Origin of the sequence: Citrobacter sp. Cpo090 (assembly GCF_030332665.1) — a bacterium.
Classification (GTDB): Bacteria; Pseudomonadota; Gammaproteobacteria; order Enterobacterales; family Enterobacteriaceae; genus Citrobacter; species Citrobacter portucalensis.
In genome coordinates, this window is record NZ_JAOWHK010000030.1 from 460657 (window position 1) to 476282 (window position 15626).

The following is a 15626-nucleotide window of genomic DNA, read 5'->3' on the forward strand; positions in this document are numbered from 1 at the left end:
TCTGATGCCGGATGGCGGCATTGCCTTATCCGGCCTACAGGATGATGTTGATTCGTAGGCCCGATAAGCGAAGCGTCATCGGGCACTTTCCACACCTCACTCTATCTTCTTACCTTCCATCAGTCGTTGCACCAGCGGCAGCATAATCAACTCCATCGCCAGACCCATTTTGCCACCCGGTACGACTAACGTATTGATATGGGAAATGAATGAGCCCTGCAGCATGGCCAGTAGCCAGGGATAATCAATCCCTTCCAGATTACGAAAATGAATCACGACAAAGCTTTCATCCAGTGATGGAATGCTTTTGGCGGCAAAGGGATTGGAAGTATCGACGGTCGGTACGCGCTGGAAGTTAATATGTGTCCGGGAAAACTGCGGAGTGATGTAATTGATGTAATCGTCCATTGAGCGCACCACCGAGTCCATCACCGCTTCACGCGAGTGTCCGCGCTCGCTGGTATCGCGGGTCAGCTTCTGGATCCATTCCAGGTTTACGATCGGCACCACGCCAACCAGCAGATCGACGTGCCGGGCTACGTTTTGCTGTGGAGTGACGACGCCGCCGTGCAGTCCTTCATAAAACAGGACATCCGTCGGTTCAGGCAGTGGCTGCCAGGGCGTAAAAGTCCCCGGAACCTGGTTCCACGGTACGGCCTCATCGTAAGTATGCAGATATTTTCGCGACTGGCCTTTGCCCGTCTGACCGTATTCGATGAAGGTTTGTTCCAGCAAGCCGAAGTCATTAGCCTCGGGGCCAAAATAGCTGATATGCCGCCCGGCATCGCGCGCTTTGCGAATCGCCATATCCATTTCCGGACGGGTATAGCGATGAAAACTGTCACCTTCCACCTCGGCGGCGCGCAGATTTAACTGCGCGAAAATTTTACGAAACGCGAGGCTGGTGGTGGTGGTCCCCGCGCCGCTGGATCCTGTTACCGCAATCACCGGATGTTTGGCAGACATAACAACTCCATGAAATGGTTGTAATTATAGTAAAGTCGGCCGGCGGCTACGGATTACTCGTGAATCTGCTTTCTCGGCATAATGTTGACCGTTTCATGCAGTTCGGACCACACCAGCACGGCTTCACCTGATTGTAGTTGGCGTTTGACGTCGGCGACTTTTTGTTCGAGCGAGCGTTCATGTTCACCATAATCGGTGCCTTCGCGCAAGACAAAGCTTTCAATCAGATTGTCCAGCGCGTCCGGGGAGATGTCTTGCCAGGGGATAATCATGATGACGCCTCCAGATACGTTGTCAGCCAGTCCGGGATTCGGGATTCCAGCCACATCTCAGGACGGCGCACCGTGCCACCTATAAATCCGACGTGGCCGCCGTGTTCAGTAAGCTGGTACTCCACCTGTGAGGGCAGATTTTCTGGTTTTGGGATCACGTGATGATCCATAAACGGATCGTCTTTCGCATGGATAATCAGCGTTGGTTTGGCGATCCGATTAAGCAACGGCATGGCGCTGCACTGGCGGTAATAGTCTATAGCATCGGCGAAACCGTGGATTTTGGCGGTGATCAGATCGTCAAAATCGCGAATGCGGCGCAAAGATTTCAACTGGGCCAGACTCACCGGCAACGAACCTGGATAGGCTTCAAGCTTACGTGAGGCATTGGCTTTCAACAAATTGAGCAGGTAGCGCTGATAGACCCGGGAGAAGCCCTTGTCCATATGGTAGCTACAGGCTTCCAGCACGAAAGGCGCGGAGACGATAACCGCCGCATCTATCGGAATATCGTTGCCTTCTTTGGCCAGCAGGCAAGCCAGCATGTTTCCACCGAGTGAATAACCTACCGCTGCGGTCGGTACGCGACCGAACTCACGCTCCAGCCAGTGTAAAAACCAGGTGCCATCTTCTGTTTCACCGGAGTGATAAATACGGTTCAGACGATTGGGTTCGCCGCTGCAACCGCGAAAATGCATTACCACGCCCAGCCAGCCGCGCTTTTGTGCTGCTTCAATCAGGCCATGTGCGTAGGGGCTGTTCAGACTGCCTTCCAGACCGTGAAAAACCACCAGGCGCGGTTTGTGTTTCGCCTGTTGGGGATCTTCGCTCCACGCCAGATCGACGAAATCACCATCGGGCAATTCCAGACGCTGCCAGTGGGCGTCGAACTTCACCTTGCGGCGAATTAAACGCGGCAGCATCGTCTGCAGATGGCGGTTACTGATACCGCGCATCGGGCGGAATTCTCGCGAATCGTCGGTAGGTGGGGTTATTTCTGTGGACGTGATTTCAACCATAACACCGGAGCAATTAATAATCGGAAAGAATAACTATACCGCGCACAGCGCGTGCGGGTTAGCCAATATGTGATTTTGTCGCTAGTCAGTCAGCAGGTTACGCGAGATTGGGTCACAACTACGTCAACGAAACATAGGCCTGATAAGACGTGCGAGCGTCCTCATCAGGCATTTTCGGCTCTGGCGCCGGATGGCAGCTTCGCCTTCTCCGGCAATCATGACTACTCGGCGAGCATCTGCTCAAGCTGCTCCTGAGCCTCCAGCCAGGCCATTTCACACTCTTCCAGCCCGGATTTCGCACTGGCCTGCTGTTGCAAACAGGCGGTGAGTTCGGCTTTGCGGCTTTGGTTGTACAGTTCGCTGTCGCCGAGTTTCTCTTCCGCCTGCGCCAACTGCGCGTGCAGTTTCTCCATCTCTTTTTCCAGACGGGTAATCTCTTTACGCAAGGGTTGTGTCAGGGTGCGCAGTTCCGCTTCACGACGCTTCTGGTCTTTACGTGCCTGGGCACTGTTAACGCTCTCTTTCGCTGGTTCGTCGCCCTGATTTTCCTGTTTCTGGACATCACTCAGCCACTGCTGATAATCCTCCAGATCGCCGTCAAACGGCTCGACTTTCTTGTCGTGTACCAGATAGAGGTCGTCTGTGGTGGAGCGGATCAGGTGACGGTCGTGCGAGACGACAACCAGCGCGCCTTCAAAATCGATCAGCGCCTCGGTCAGCGCCTGACGCATATCCAAGTCCAGGTGGTTGGTCGGTTCATCGAGCAGCAGCAGATTCGGGCGCTGCCAGACGATCAACGCCAGCACCAGACGCGCTTTTTCGCCACCGGAGAAGCGGCGTGTCTCTTCGCTGACTTTATCGCCCTGGAAGCCGAATCCACCCAGGTAGTCACGCAGTTTCTGCTCCAGCTCTTGCGGCGCCATGCGTGCCAGATGCTGAATGGGTGATTCATCGGCGCGTAAAAACTCCAGCTGGTGCTGTGCGAAGTAGCCCAGTTTGATGCCTTTCGCCAGGCCAATCTCGCCGCTGATGGGGGCCAGTTCGCCTGCCAGCAGCTTAATCAGCGTCGATTTACCCGCGCCGTTGCGACCGAGCAGGCCGATGCGGGAACCCGGCACCAGATTCAGTTTGATCGAATCGAGAATGACGCGATCGCCGTAGCCAGCGCTGACCTTTTCCATCTTCAGCAGCGGGTTTGGCAGGCTTTCCGGCTCACGGAAGCTGAAGTGGAACGGGTTGTCCACGTGCGCTGGGGCAATCAGCTCCATGCGTTCCAGCATTTTGATACGGCTCTGCGCCTGTTTTGCTTTCGTTGCTTTAGCGCGGAAACGATCGATATAGCTTTGCAGATGCGCCACGCGCTCCTGCTGGCTTTCGTACATAGCCTGTTGCTGTGCGAGGCGGGTCGCACGCTGGATTTCAAACGCGCTGTAGTTGCCGGTGTACTCGAACATGGTTTGCTGTTCGATATGAATAATTTTATCTACCACCGGATCGAGGAAGTCGCGGTCGTGGGAGATCAAGATCAGCGTGCCCTGATAGCTTTTCAGCCATCTTTCCAGCCAGATCACCGCGTCGAGATCGAGGTGGTTGGTGGGTTCATCGAGCAGCAGTAGGTCTGAACGGCAAATCAGCGCCTGGGCCAGGTTGAGACGCATACGCCAGCCACCGGAGAAGTCGCTGACCGGACGTTCAAGCTGTTCGTTGGAAAAACCGAGGCCATGTAGCAGGCTGGCGGCGCGTGAACGCACGGTCCAGGCGTCGATAGCATCCAGCTTGCCATGGACGGTGGCAATGGCATGTCCATCGTTACGTTCGTTGGCGTCGTTCAACTGCGCTTCCAGTTGACGATACTCGCGGTCGCCGTCAATCACGTACTCCAGCGCGGGCTGTGGCAACGCAGGCGTTTCCTGATTCACCCACGCGAGCTGCCAGTTCCCCGGATAAGTAAATCCTCCAGCGTCGGCGCTGAGTTCATTTTTCAGCAATGCCAGCAGGGTAGATTTACCGCAGCCATTTTTACCCACCAGGCCAACCTTCTGCCCTGGATTAATGGTGGCCGTGGCATTGTCCAGCAAGACGCGCACGCCGCGACGAATTTGTAACGATGAGAAAACAATCATAAGGCGCCGTATGTTCAGACTATGTTAATTTATCATTATGATAATGTAATGTGTGGGCCGTTTGCCGCACCGAGGCGCAATGGTAGCCCAAAACGTCGAAAATAGACAAAAGACAAAACCGGGAGGGGGATGATGTTCCAGCCAGCGAAAGTCTTGCTGCTGTATGCCCATCCGGAATCTCAGGACTCGGTCGCGAACCGTGTTCTGCTTAAACCGGCCATGCAGCTCAGCAATGTTACCGTGCACGACCTTTACGCGCACTATCCTGATTTTTTTATCGATATTCCGCATGAACAGGCGCTGCTGCGTGAGCATGATGTGATTGTTTTTCAGCACCCACTCTATACCTATAGCTGTCCGGCGCTGCTAAAGGAGTGGCTTGACCGCGTACTGAGCCGCGGATTTGCCAGCGGTCCCGGAGGGAATCAACTGGCGGGAAAGTACTGGCGTAGCGTTATCACTACCGGAGAACCGGAAAGTGCTTACCGTTATGACGCGCTAAACCGTTATCCAATGAGCGATGTGCTGCGCCCTTTCGAGCTAACGGCCGGTATGTGCCGTATGCACTGGATGAGCCCTATTATCGTTTACTGGGCCAGACGGCAAACGAAGCAGGAGCTGGATAGCCATGCGAAAGCGTATGGTGACTGGCTGGCGAATCCGATCCCTGTGGGAGGCCGCTGATGGAAGGTTCTGATTTATTGACAGCGGGAGTGTTGTTCCTCTTCGCGGCGGTGGCTGCGGTACCTCTGGCCTCAAAGCTGGGTATCGGTCCGGTACTGGGTTACTTGCTGGCGGGAATTGCTATCGGCCCGTGGGGATTAGGATTCATCAGCGATGTGGATGAAATTCTGCACTTTTCCGAGCTGGGCGTGGTGTTTCTGATGTTCATCATTGGGCTGGAGCTTAATCCCGCCAAACTATGGCAACTGCGGCGTTCAATTTTTGGTGTCGGTGCCGCGCAGGTGATGCTGAGTGCGGTGGTGCTGGCCGGATTATTGATACTCACTGCGTTCTCCTGGCAGGCGGCAGTGGTGGGCGGCATTGGTCTGGCAATGTCATCGACCGCTATGGCGCTACAGTTGATGCGCGAAAAGGGCATGAACCGCAGTGAATCCGGACAACTGGGTTTTTCGGTACTGCTGTTTCAGGATCTGGCGGTGATCCCTGCGCTGGCGCTGGTTCCGCTGCTGGCGGGTTCTGCTGACGAACATTTTGACTGGATTAAAGTGGGAATGAAGGTGCTGGCCTTTGCCGGCATGCTGATTGGTGGTCGCTATTTGCTGCGTCCGGTTTTCCGCTTTATTGCGGATTCTGGCGTGCGGGAAGTATTCACCGCCGCCACGCTGCTGTTGGTGCTGGGTTCTGCTTTATTTATGGATGCGCTGGGGCTGTCAATGGCGCTGGGAACGTTTATCGCGGGCGTGCTGCTGGCGGAAAGCGAATACCGACATGAGCTGGAAACGGCAATCGATCCGTTTAAAGGCCTGTTGCTCGGGCTGTTTTTTATCTCCGTGGGCATGTCGCTCAATCTCGGCGTGCTCTACACCCATATTCTGTGGGTGGCAGCGAGTGTGATCGTGCTGGTGGTCGTAAAAATGCTGGTGCTGTATGTGCTGGCACGTCTTAACGGCATGAGAAGCTCTGAACGGATGCAATTTGCCGGGGTTTTAAGTCAGGGCGGTGAATTCGCTTTCGTGCTGTTTTCAACGGCATCCTCGCAACGGCTGTTTCAGGGCGACCAAATGGCGTTGCTGCTGGTGACCGTCACGCTGTCGATGATGACCACACCGCTGGTGATGAAGCTGATTGATAAATGGCTCTCCCGCCAGTTTAACGGCACGGATGAGGAAGACGAAAAACCCTGGGTGGAAGATGATAAACCGCAGGTGATTGTGGTGGGGTTTGGGCGCTTTGGTCAGGTTATTGGTCGCCTGTTGATGGCCAATAAAATGCGCATTACCGTCCTGGAGCGGGATATCAGCGCGGTGAATCTGATGCGTAAATATGGCTATAAGGTTTATTACGGTGACGCCACGCAGGTGGAACTGTTGCGCTCCGCAGGGGCTGAGGCGGCACAGTCTATTGTTATTACCTGTAATGAGCCTGAAGACACCATGAAACTGGTGGAACTGTGCCAACAGTATTTTCCGCATTTGCATATTCTTGCGCGAGCGCGCGGACGTGTAGAGGCGCATGAGTTATTACAGGCTGGTGTGACGCAGTTTTCCCGCGAAACGTTCTCCAGTGCGCTGGAGCTGGGGCGTAAGACGCTGGTTACACTGGGAATGCATCCGCACCAGGCTCAGCGTGCTCAGCTGCATTTTCGGCGGCTGGATATGCGCATGCTGCGGGAGCTGATCCCCATGCACACGGATACGGTACAAATCTCTCGAGCCAGGGAAGCCCGGCGCGAGCTGGAGGAAATTTTCCAACGAGAGATGCAGCAAGAGCGACGTCAGCTGGATGGCTGGGATGAATTTGAGTAGAGGATAATCATGGCAATTCGTAAACGTTTTATCGCAGGTGCAAAATGTCCGTCCTGCCAGGCGCAGGATACGCTGGCGATGTGGCGCGAAAATAATATCGATATTGTTGAGTGTGTTAAGTGCGGTCATCAGATGCGGGAAGCAGATAAAGAGGCGCGCGAGCACGTTCGCAAAGAAGAGCAAGTGATCGGGATTTTTCATCCGGACTAGCGATATGGCGCAGCTTTTTTTAAGCTAGAGGGTACACGGGTGCAGAATTCCGCTACAATCTGCGCCACTATTCTTTCCATGCTCAGGAGATATCATGAAAGTAGCAAAGGACCTGGTGGTCAGCCTGGCCTATCAGGTACGTACAGAAGACGGTGTGTTGGTTGATGAGTCTCCGGTGAGTGCACCGCTGGACTACCTGCATGGTCACGGTTCCCTGATTTCTGGCCTGGAAACAGCGCTGGACGGTCATGAAGTTGGCGACAAATTCGATGTTGCTGTTGGCGCAAACGACGCATACGGTCAGTACGACGAAAACCTGGTGCAGCGCGTTCCTAAAGACGTCTTCATGGGCGTTGACGAACTGCAGGTTGGCATGCGTTTCCTGGCTGAAACTGACCAGGGTCCAGTACCGGTAGAAATTACCGAAGTGGAAGACGACCACGTTGTGGTTGACGGTAACCACATGCTGGCTGGCCAGAATCTGAAATTCAACGTAGAAGTTGTTGCTATCCGCGAAGCGACCGAAGAAGAACTGGCTCATGGCCATGTTCACGGTGCTCACGGTCACGACCACGATCATGACCACGGTCATGACGGTTGCTGCGGTGGTCACGGCCACGGTCACGACCATGGTCACGAGCACGGCGGCGAAGGCTGCTGCGGCGGTGGCGGTAAAGGTAACGGCGGCGGCTGCGGTTGCCACTAATACCCTTCGTCTTTCAACCCACAGCGGTGTTGGCTGCGCTTTCGAATCCCGGTCACATAGTTATCTATGCTCCCAGGACTTCCTCAAGCTTGCCGCCTTGCTGTGATTTGAAATCCTTTGGGTATATGTGAGTAGATCCGATAAGCGTTAGCGCCTTCGGACACAAAAAAGCGGGGATATCCCCGCTTTTTTTATGTCTCAATAATGTGGCGGCGGGGTTTCTTCAGACTGCGACGCAATGTGGGACGGCTGCGTTGCTTTGAGCTTTTCCGTTAGCAGACGCAGATGGTCGCGCAGTTTGGCCATTTCCAGTTCATGCGCGGTCACCGTCACGTTGAGCTCTTCAATGGTTATCTCCTGAAATGCCAGGCGACTTTCCAGTTCAGCCAGGCGAGTTTCCATTGTTGTATCCTGCATGATTCACCTCTTTCTTTTTTCTCCGGCAGATCGCGGACTGCGGCGAATTCTACTTAACTTTGCCTGTTTGCACAGCACTCAATCTTCGGTAACGAAACTAATTTAAACAAAAAGAGTCTGAAAAGTGGTGATAATAGGGCGTGCCTGTATGTTGATTTGTTCTGCAACGCTTTATAGTACATTTTTATGTTAGTTAACCCTGGGGTGAGATGCCCCGGCCCTGGAGATATGGATGAAATCACTGTTTAAAGTAACGCTGCTGGCGACCACAATGGCTGTTGCTCTGCATGCCCCGATCACCTTCGCTGCTGATGCTGCGAAACCAGCCGCTACTGCTGACAGCAAAGCAGCATTCAAGAATGACGACCAAAAAGCCGCTTACGCGCTGGGCGCGTCCCTGGGTCGTTATATGGAAAACTCTCTGAAAGAGCAGGAAAAACTGGGCATCAAACTGGATAAAGATCAGCTGATCGCTGGTGTTCAGGATGCGTTTGCAGACAAGAGCAAACTGTCTGACCAGGAAATCGAACAAACTCTGCAGGCGTTTGAAGCGCGCGTGAAGAGCTCCGCTCAGGCGAAAATGGAAAAAGACGCGGCTGATAACGAAGCCAAAGGTAAAGTTTACCGCGAGAAATTTGCTAAAGAGAAAGGCGTTAAAACCTCTTCTACTGGCCTGGTCTACAAAGTAGAGAAAGAAGGTACTGGTGCTGCACCGAAAGACAGCGATACCGTGGTAGTCAACTACAAAGGTACGCTGATCGATGGTAAAGAGTTTGATAACTCTTATACCCGTGGTGAGCCGCTCTCTTTCCGTCTTGACGGTGTAATCCCTGGCTGGACTGAAGGCCTGAAAAACATCAAGAAAGGCGGCAAAATCCAGCTGGTTATCCCACCGGATCTGGCTTACGGCAAAACCGGCGTTCCGGGCATTCCGGCCAACTCTACGCTGGTCTTTGATGTTGAACTGTTAGACATCAAACCGGCACCGAAAGCCGACGCGCAGCCAGATGCTGCACCGGCAGATAAAGCTGCAGACAGCAGCAAAAAGTAAGCGAACAGAAACCGCCGCCCACAGGGCGGCGGTTTTTTATTATCGACAGGATATAATTAATACTGGAAAGCGCCTTGTGCGCTGTATTACTTTAGATGCCCCTATAATAGTGATGAGCCTGCCCTGACAACATAACGACAGGCTCCTGAAAAGGAGTGCTTTTTTTCATGTCCAGGTCGCTTTTAACCAACGAAACCAGTGAGCTAGATTTGCTGGATCAACGTCCTTTCGATCAAACCGACTTCGATATCCTCAAATCCTACGAAGCGGTAGTGGACGGGTTGGCGATGCTCATTGGTTCCCATTGTGAAATCGTATTGCACTCTTTGCAGGATTTGAAATGCTCGGCCATCCGCATTGCTAACGGTGAACACACGGGCCGTAAAATTGGCTCACCGATTACCGACCTTGCGTTGCGTATGCTGCATGATATGACGGGTGCGGATAGCAGCGTGTCGAAGTGTTACTTCACACGTGCGAAAAGCGGTGTCTTGATGAAGTCGGTGACGATTGCCATTCGCAACCGTGAGCATCGCGTGATTGGTCTGCTGTGCATCAACATGAACCTTGATGTTCCTTTCTCGCAGATAATGAATACCTTTATCCCACCGGAAACCCCGGAAGTGGGCTCTGCCGTCAACTTCGCTTCTTCGGTGGAAGATCTGGTTACCCAGACGCTGGAATTCACGATCGAAGAAGTGAATGCCGATCGCAATGTTTCCAACAACGCGAAGAACCGCCAGATCGTCCTGAATTTGTATGAGAAAGGTATCTTCGATATTAAAGATGCCATCAACCAGGTCGCCGATCGGCTGAACATCTCCAAACATACGGTCTACCTCTATATTCGTCAGTTCAAAAGCGGCGATTTCCAGGGGCAAGACAAGTAATGCGTTTTGCCATCATGGTGACAGGGCCTGCTTATGGCACGCAGCAGGCGAGCAGCGCGTTGCAATTTGCTCACGCGCTACTCGAAGAAGGGCATGAGTTATGCAGCGTCTTTTTCTATCGTGAAGGTGTGTATAACGCTAACTTCCTGACTTCACCCGCCAGTGATGAATATGATCTGGTGCGGGCCTGGCAACAGCTGAATCAACAGCATGGTGTAACGCTGAATATCTGCGTTGCGGCGGCGTTGCGACGCGGCGTTGTTGATGAAACTGAGGCAAAGCGGCTGGGACTGGCAGGGGCAAATTTACAATCAGGTTTTAACCTCAGCGGGCTTGGATCGCTGGCTGAGGCATCCCTTACCTGCGATCGCGTGGTGCAGTTCTGATGAAACGTGTTGCTTTTGTCTTTTCTACCGTGCCGCACGGCAGCGCATCTGGTCGTGAAGGGTTAGATGCATTGCTGGCGACATCGGCATTAACGGAAGACCTCGGCGTGTTTTTTATCGGCGATGGTGTTTTTCAAATCCTCCAGGGGCAACAGCCGGATGTTGTGCTGGCCCGAGACTACATCTCAACCTTCAAGCTGTTAGGGTTGTACGATATCGAGCAATGCTGGCTTTGTGCCGCCTCATTACGTGAACGGGGTCTCCAGCAGGGTGTTAATTTTGTGGTCGATGCGACAGCGTTAGAACCGGAAGATTTACGCCGTGAGCTAGGCAACTATGACGTCATTTTAAGGTTTTGAGATACTCATGCTGCACACACTACATCGCTCCGCGTGGCTTACCGATTTCTCCTCTCTTCTTCGCCTGGTAGATAAAGACGATGAGCTTTTATTGCTCCAGGATGGCGTGACCGCGGCAATAGAAGGAAGTCGTTTCCTTGAAAGTCTGCAAAATGCCTCCATTAAGGTCTATGTGCTGGAAGAAGACATTAAGGCTCGCGGGTTGGATGGTCAAATTTCAGACAGTGTCGTCAGGGTTAGCTATACTGACTTCGTCAGACTTACGGTGAAGCATCCCAGCCAGATGTCCTGGTAATTGAGGGATCGTTGTATATTTCTTGACACCTTTTCGACACCGACCTAAAATTCTGCGTCCTCATATTGTATGAGGTCGTTTTATTACGTGTTTACGAAGCGAAAGCTACAACCAGGAGCTATTTAATGGCAACAGTTAACCAGCTGGTACGCAAACCACGCGCACGCAAAGTTGCAAAGAGCAACGTGCCTGCACTGGAAGCATGCCCGCAGAAACGTGGCGTATGTACTCGTGTATATACTACCACTCCTAAAAAACCAAACTCCGCACTGCGTAAAGTATGCCGTGTGCGTTTGACTAACGGTTTTGAAGTGACTTCCTACATCGGTGGTGAAGGTCACAACCTGCAGGAGCACTCCGTGATCCTGATCCGTGGCGGTCGTGTAAAAGACCTCCCGGGTGTTCGTTACCACACCGTTCGCGGTGCGCTTGACTGCTCCGGTGTTAAAGACCGTAAGCAATCACGCTCCAAGTATGGCGTGAAACGTCCTAAGGCTTAATGGTTCTCCGTTAAGTAAGGCCAAACGTTTTATATTAATGTCAAACTAAACTCGTAGAGTTTTGGACAATCCTGAATTAACAACGGAGTATTCCCATGCCACGTCGTCGCGTCATTGGTCAGCGTAAAATTCTGCCGGATCCTAAGTTCGGATCAGAGCTGCTGGCTAAATTTGTAAATATCCTGATGGTAGATGGTAAAAAATCTACTGCAGAAACCATCGTATACAGCGCGCTGGAGACCCTGGCTCAGCGTTCTGGTAAAGATGGCCTGGAAGCTTTTGAAGTAGCCCTTGAAAACGTGCGTCCGACTGTCGAAGTTAAGTCTCGCCGCGTTGGTGGTTCTACTTATCAGGTTCCAGTTGAAGTCCGTCCGGTTCGTCGTAATGCCCTGGCAATGCGTTGGATCGTTGAAGCTGCTCGTAAACGCGGTGATAAATCCATGGCTCTGCGCCTGGCGAACGAACTTTCTGATGCTGCAGAAAACAAAGGTACTGCAGTTAAGAAACGTGAAGACGTTCACCGTATGGCAGAAGCCAACAAGGCGTTCGCACACTACCGTTGGTAATCCCTTCGGAGTTTTAGTCACCAGGCGGGCGCTTCTAGTAAGCAGCCCGCTTTGGGCTACTTAAATTGAACGCCTAAAAGATAAACGAGGAATCAAATGGCTCGTACAACACCCATCGCGCGCTACCGTAACATCGGTATCAGTGCGCACATCGACGCCGGTAAAACCACTACTACCGAACGTATTCTGTTCTACACCGGTGTAAACCACAAAATCGGTGAAGTTCATGACGGCGCAGCCACCATGGACTGGATGGAGCAGGAGCAGGAGCGTGGTATTACTATCACCTCCGCAGCGACTACTGCATTCTGGTCTGGTATGGCTAAGCAGTATGAACCGCATCGCGTAAACATCATCGACACCCCGGGGCACGTTGACTTCACTATCGAAGTAGAACGTTCCATGCGTGTGCTTGATGGTGCAGTAATGGTTTACTGCGCAGTTGGTGGTGTTCAGCCTCAGTCTGAAACCGTATGGCGTCAGGCAAACAAATATAAAGTTCCGCGCATTGCGTTCGTTAACAAAATGGACCGTATGGGTGCGAACTTCCTGAAAGTTGTTGGTCAGATCAAAACCCGTCTGGGCGCGAACCCTGTTCCGCTGCAGCTGGCAATTGGCGCTGAAGAAGCGTTCACCGGTGTTGTTGACCTGGTGAAAATGAAAGCCATCAACTGGAACGAAGAAGATGCAGGCGTAACCTTCACTTATGAAGATATCCCGGCTGACATGCAGGAACTGGCTGAAGAATGGCACCAGAACCTGATCGAGTCCGCTGCAGAAGCTTCAGAAGAGCTGATGGAGAAATACCTGGGTGGCGAAGAACTGACTGAAGAAGAGATCAAAAAAGCTCTGCGTCAGCGCGTTCTGAACAACGAAATCATCCTGGTAACCTGTGGTTCTGCGTTCAAGAACAAAGGTGTTCAGGCGATGCTGGATGCGGTAATTGATTACCTGCCATCCCCAGTAGACGTACCTGCGATCAACGGTATTCTGGACGACGGTAAAGATACTCCTGCTGAGCGTCATGCTAGCGATGACGAGCCGTTTGCTGCTCTGGCATTCAAAATCGCTACCGACCCGTTCGTGGGTAACCTGACCTTCTTCCGTGTGTACTCTGGTGTGGTTAACTCCGGTGACACCATCCTGAACTCAGTGAAAACTGCACGTGAACGTTTTGGCCGTATCGTACAGATGCACGCTAACAAACGTGAAGAGATCAAAGAAGTTCGCGCGGGCGATATCGCGGCTGCAATCGGTCTGAAAGACGTGACCACTGGTGACACCCTGTGTGACCCGGATCACCCGATCATTCTGGAACGTATGGAATTCCCTGAGCCGGTAATTTCCATCGCGGTAGAACCGAAAACCAAAGCTGACCAGGAAAAAATGGGTCTGGCTCTGGGCCGTCTGGCTAAAGAAGACCCGTCTTTCCGCGTATGGACTGACGAAGAATCTAACCAGACCATTATCGCTGGTATGGGTGAACTGCACCTCGACATCATCGTTGACCGTATGAAGCGTGAATTCAACGTTGAAGCGAACGTCGGTAAACCTCAGGTTGCTTACCGCGAAGCGATTCGCGCGAAAGTTACCGATATCGAAGGTAAACACGCTAAGCAGTCTGGTGGTCGCGGTCAGTACGGTCATGTTGTTATCGACATGTACCCGCTGGAGCCGGGTTCAAACCCGAAAGGCTACGAATTCATCAACGACATCAAAGGTGGTGTAATTCCTGGCGAATACATCCCGGCCGTTGATAAAGGCATCCAGGAACAGCTGAAATCTGGCCCGCTGGCGGGTTACCCGGTTGTTGATCTGGGCGTGCGTCTGCACTTCGGTTCTTACCATGACGTTGACTCCTCTGAGCTGGCGTTTAAACTGGCCGCTTCTATCGCCTTCAAAGATGGCTTTAAGAAAGCGAAACCAGTTCTGCTTGAGCCTATCATGAAGGTTGAAGTAGAGACTCCGGAAGAGAACACCGGTGACGTAATCGGTGACTTGAGCCGCCGTCGTGGTATGCTTCGTGGTCAGGAATCCAACGTCACTGGCGTTGTTATCCATGCTGAAGTTCCGCTGTCTGAAATGTTCGGATATGCAACCCAGCTGCGTTCTCTGACCAAAGGCCGTGCTTCTTACTCCATGGAGTTCCTGAAGTACGACGATGCGCCGAACAACGTTGCTCAGGCCGTTATTGAAGCCCGTGGTAAATAATCCACAGGATTAAAACCTAAGTCCCGTGCTCTCTCCATAGGGGAGAGCACTATAGTAAGGAATATAGCCGTGTCTAAAGAAAAATTTGAACGTACAAAACCGCACGTTAACGTCGGCACCATCGGCCACGTTGACCACGGTAAAACTACCCTGACCGCTGCAATCACTACCGTACTGGCTAAAACCTACGGCGGTGCTGCTCGTGCATTCGACCAGATCGATAACGCGCCGGAAGAAAAAGCTCGTGGTATCACCATCAACACTTCTCACGTTGAATATGACACCCCGACTCGTCACTACGCACACGTAGACTGCCCGGGCCACGCCGACTATGTTAAAAACATGATCACCGGTGCTGCGCAGATGGACGGCGCGATCCTGGTTGTTGCTGCGACTGACGGCCCGATGCCGCAGACTCGTGAGCACATCCTGCTGGGTCGTCAGGTAGGCGTTCCGTACATCATCGTGTTCCTGAACAAATGCGACATGGTTGATGACGAAGAGCTGCTGGAACTGGTAGAAATGGAAGTTCGTGAACTTCTGTCTCAGTACGATTTCCCGGGCGACGACACTCCGATCGTTCGTGGTTCTGCTCTGAAAGCGCTGGAAGGCGAAGCAGAGTGGGAAGCGAAAATCATCGAACTGGCTGGCTTCCTGGATTCTTACATCCCAGAACCAGAGCGTGCGATTGACAAGCCGTTCCTGCTGCCTATCGAAGACGTATTCTCCATCTCCGGTCGTGGTACCGTTGTTACCGGTCGTGTAGAGCGCGGTATCATCAAAGTTGGTGAAGAAGTTGAAATCGTTGGTATCAAAGAGACTGCTAAGTCTACCTGTACTGGCGTTGAAATGTTCCGCAAACTGCTGGACGAAGGCCGTGCTGGTGAGAACGTTGGTGTTCTGCTGCGTGGTATCAAGCGTGAAGAAATCGAACGTGGTCAGGTACTGGCTAAGCCGGGCTCTATCAAGCCGCACACCAAGTTCGAATCTGAAGTGTACATTCTGTCCAAAGACGAAGGCGGCCGTCATACTCCGTTCTTCAAAGGCTACCGTCCGCAGTTCTACTTCCGTACTACTGACGTGACTGGTACCATCGAACTGCCGGAAGGCGTAGAGATGGTAATGCCGGGCGACAACATCAAAATGGTTGTTACCCTGATCCACCC

The 15626-nt window shown here is 52.6% G+C and carries 17 protein-coding genes and 1 pseudogene; 13 read left to right on the plus strand and 5 right to left on the minus strand.

Annotated features, from left to right (window positions below):
• Positions 1-96: 96 nt before the first annotated feature.
• The 4 genes and pseudogenes from OGY83_RS14930 to OGY83_RS14945 form a co-directional block, all read right to left on the minus strand.
• Positions 97-966: a phosphoribulokinase gene (locus tag OGY83_RS14930; protein WP_008786301.1), complete on the minus strand. Its 870-nt coding sequence runs from the start codon at positions 964-966 to the stop codon at positions 97-99.
• A gap of 53 nt (positions 967-1019) precedes the next feature.
• Positions 1020-1238 carry a YheU family protein gene (locus OGY83_RS14935; protein WP_003023615.1) on the minus strand — a complete coding sequence of 73 codons (219 nt, stop codon included), beginning with the start codon at positions 1236-1238 and terminating at the stop codon, positions 1020-1022.
• A pseudogene (locus OGY83_RS14940) lies at positions 1235-2303 on the minus strand (hydrolase). The gene OGY83_RS14935 and the pseudogene OGY83_RS14940 overlap by 4 nt, the downstream one beginning before the upstream one ends.
• Positions 2304-2478: 175 nt before the next feature.
• A complete protein-coding gene (locus tag OGY83_RS14945) occupies positions 2479-4380 on the minus strand; it encodes an ABC transporter ATP-binding protein (RefSeq protein ID WP_286636204.1) in 1902 nt (633 codons plus the stop codon).
• A gap of 132 nt (positions 4381-4512) precedes the next feature.
• Here OGY83_RS14945 and kefG point away from each other — a divergent pair, with 132 nt between their 5' ends.
• From kefG to slyD, 4 genes are all read left to right on the plus strand, one after another.
• A complete protein-coding gene (kefG, locus tag OGY83_RS14950; RefSeq protein ID WP_003023629.1) occupies positions 4513-5064 on the plus strand; it encodes a glutathione-regulated potassium-efflux system ancillary protein KefG in 552 nt (183 codons plus the stop codon).
• Entirely contained in the window at positions 5064-6869 is a 1806-nt protein-coding gene (gene kefB / locus OGY83_RS14955) for a glutathione-regulated potassium-efflux system protein KefB (RefSeq protein WP_286636205.1), read from the plus strand. The genes kefG and kefB overlap by 1 nt, the downstream gene beginning before the upstream one ends.
• A gap of 9 nt (positions 6870-6878) precedes the next feature.
• Positions 6879-7079, plus strand: coding sequence for a YheV family putative zinc ribbon protein (locus OGY83_RS14960; RefSeq protein ID WP_016154768.1), 201 nt, complete (start codon positions 6879-6881; stop codon positions 7077-7079).
• Between the two features lie 94 nt (positions 7080-7173).
• Positions 7174-7785 carry a peptidylprolyl isomerase gene (gene slyD / locus OGY83_RS14965; RefSeq protein WP_008786294.1) on the plus strand — a complete coding sequence of 204 codons (612 nt, stop codon included), beginning with the start codon at positions 7174-7176 and terminating at the stop codon, positions 7783-7785.
• A 198-nt stretch (positions 7786-7983) separates the two neighbouring features.
• On the opposite strand, the gene OGY83_RS14970 is transcribed toward slyD, so the two are convergent.
• Positions 7984-8202, minus strand: coding sequence for a protein SlyX (locus OGY83_RS14970; RefSeq protein ID WP_003023639.1), 219 nt, complete (start codon positions 8200-8202; stop codon positions 7984-7986).
• A 232-nt stretch (positions 8203-8434) separates the two neighbouring features.
• Between OGY83_RS14970 and fkpA the strand changes: the two genes are divergently transcribed.
• The 9 genes from fkpA to tuf form a co-directional block, all read left to right on the plus strand.
• Positions 8435-9253: an FKBP-type peptidyl-prolyl cis-trans isomerase gene (gene fkpA / locus OGY83_RS14975; RefSeq protein WP_003827768.1), complete on the plus strand. Its 819-nt coding sequence runs from the start codon at positions 8435-8437 to the stop codon at positions 9251-9253.
• A 167-nt stretch (positions 9254-9420) separates the two neighbouring features.
• Complete coding sequence (locus tag OGY83_RS14980; RefSeq protein WP_003023643.1) at positions 9421-10143, plus strand: helix-turn-helix transcriptional regulator; 723 nt, start codon at positions 9421-9423, stop codon at positions 10141-10143.
• Positions 10143-10529, plus strand: coding sequence for a sulfurtransferase complex subunit TusD (gene tusD / locus OGY83_RS14985; RefSeq protein ID WP_079938086.1), 387 nt, complete (start codon positions 10143-10145; stop codon positions 10527-10529). The genes OGY83_RS14980 and tusD overlap by 1 nt, the downstream gene beginning before the upstream one ends.
• Complete coding sequence (gene tusC, locus OGY83_RS14990) at positions 10529-10888, plus strand: sulfurtransferase complex subunit TusC (RefSeq protein ID WP_079938085.1); 360 nt, start codon at positions 10529-10531, stop codon at positions 10886-10888. Before tusD ends, tusC begins: the two co-directional genes overlap by 1 nt.
• Positions 10889-10895: 7 nt before the next feature.
• A complete protein-coding gene (tusB, locus tag OGY83_RS14995) occupies positions 10896-11183 on the plus strand; it encodes a sulfurtransferase complex subunit TusB (RefSeq protein WP_079938084.1) in 288 nt (95 codons plus the stop codon).
• 125 nt (positions 11184-11308) lie between these two features.
• A complete protein-coding gene (gene rpsL / locus OGY83_RS15000) occupies positions 11309-11683 on the plus strand; it encodes a 30S ribosomal protein S12 (RefSeq protein ID WP_003023654.1) in 375 nt (124 codons plus the stop codon).
• Positions 11684-11778: 95 nt separating this feature from the next.
• Complete coding sequence (gene rpsG, locus OGY83_RS15005) at positions 11779-12249, plus strand: 30S ribosomal protein S7 (protein ID WP_016154763.1); 471 nt, start codon at positions 11779-11781, stop codon at positions 12247-12249.
• A 96-nt stretch (positions 12250-12345) separates the two neighbouring features.
• A complete protein-coding gene (gene fusA, locus OGY83_RS15010; protein WP_003023659.1) occupies positions 12346-14460 on the plus strand; it encodes an elongation factor G in 2115 nt (704 codons plus the stop codon).
• 69 nt (positions 14461-14529) lie between these two features.
• On the plus strand, positions 14530-15626 hold a 1097-nt coding region (gene tuf, locus OGY83_RS15015), incomplete at its 3' end, for an elongation factor Tu (protein ID WP_118262821.1).

Coding starts and splice junctions, on each gene's coding strand:
- OGY83_RS14930 (WP_008786301.1), bottom strand. CDS start 966: ATGTCTGCCAAACATCCGGTGATTGCGGTAACAGGATCCAGCGGCGCG.
- OGY83_RS14935 (WP_003023615.1), bottom strand. CDS start 1,238: ATGATTATCCCCTGGCAAGACATCTCCCCGGACGCGCTGGACAATCTG.
- OGY83_RS14945 (WP_286636204.1), bottom strand. CDS start 4,380: ATGATTGTTTTCTCATCGTTACAAATTCGTCGCGGCGTGCGCGTCTTG.
- kefG (WP_003023629.1), top strand. CDS start 4,513: ATGTTCCAGCCAGCGAAAGTCTTGCTGCTGTATGCCCATCCGGAATCT.
- kefB (WP_286636205.1), top strand. CDS start 5,064: ATGGAAGGTTCTGATTTATTGACAGCGGGAGTGTTGTTCCTCTTCGCG.
- OGY83_RS14960 (WP_016154768.1), top strand. CDS start 6,879: ATGGCAATTCGTAAACGTTTTATCGCAGGTGCAAAATGTCCGTCCTGC.
- slyD (WP_008786294.1), top strand. CDS start 7,174: ATGAAAGTAGCAAAGGACCTGGTGGTCAGCCTGGCCTATCAGGTACGT.
- OGY83_RS14970 (WP_003023639.1), bottom strand. CDS start 8,202: ATGCAGGATACAACAATGGAAACTCGCCTGGCTGAACTGGAAAGTCGC.
- fkpA (WP_003827768.1), top strand. CDS start 8,435: ATGAAATCACTGTTTAAAGTAACGCTGCTGGCGACCACAATGGCTGTT.
- OGY83_RS14980 (WP_003023643.1), top strand. CDS start 9,421: ATGTCCAGGTCGCTTTTAACCAACGAAACCAGTGAGCTAGATTTGCTG.
- tusD (WP_079938086.1), top strand. CDS start 10,143: ATGCGTTTTGCCATCATGGTGACAGGGCCTGCTTATGGCACGCAGCAG.
- tusC (WP_079938085.1), top strand. CDS start 10,529: ATGAAACGTGTTGCTTTTGTCTTTTCTACCGTGCCGCACGGCAGCGCA.
- tusB (WP_079938084.1), top strand. CDS start 10,896: ATGCTGCACACACTACATCGCTCCGCGTGGCTTACCGATTTCTCCTCT.
- rpsL (WP_003023654.1), top strand. CDS start 11,309: ATGGCAACAGTTAACCAGCTGGTACGCAAACCACGCGCACGCAAAGTT.
- rpsG (WP_016154763.1), top strand. CDS start 11,779: ATGCCACGTCGTCGCGTCATTGGTCAGCGTAAAATTCTGCCGGATCCT.
- fusA (WP_003023659.1), top strand. CDS start 12,346: ATGGCTCGTACAACACCCATCGCGCGCTACCGTAACATCGGTATCAGT.